The organism is Staphylococcus sp. HMSC34G04 (genome assembly GCF_001838765.1).
In the GTDB taxonomy this organism is placed as follows: domain Bacteria; phylum Bacillota; class Bacilli; order Staphylococcales; family Staphylococcaceae; genus Staphylococcus; species Staphylococcus epidermidis.
Genome location: NZ_KV838735.1, coordinates 1 through 245, shown reverse-complemented (window position 1 = coordinate 245; position 245 = coordinate 1). Strand labels below are relative to the sequence as shown.

The window sequence follows — 245 nt, the reverse complement described above, 5'->3', positions numbered from 1 at the left end:
TCAGCTACAATATATTCAGGTAAATGACCGTAAGTCTCTTGAATTGAATTTAAAAAAGGTATTAGTGTTCTTGTATCAGTCGGATTTTGATACACATCATAAAATAAAACGAATTGAGAATTTGTCGCTATTTGTAAATTATACCCTGGCTAAAGTTGTCCATTTTTCATATAATCTTCTTTCATTCTCATAAATGTGGCATCGTGGTCTGTTTTAGAATAACTATTTCTATCCTTTAAAATAGA

General features: G+C 29.4%; 1 pseudogene. It reads right to left on the bottom strand.

Annotated elements, in window-relative coordinates:
- Positions 1 to 245, bottom strand: a pseudogene (locus HMPREF3241_RS12275) (transposase); the annotation flags it as partial.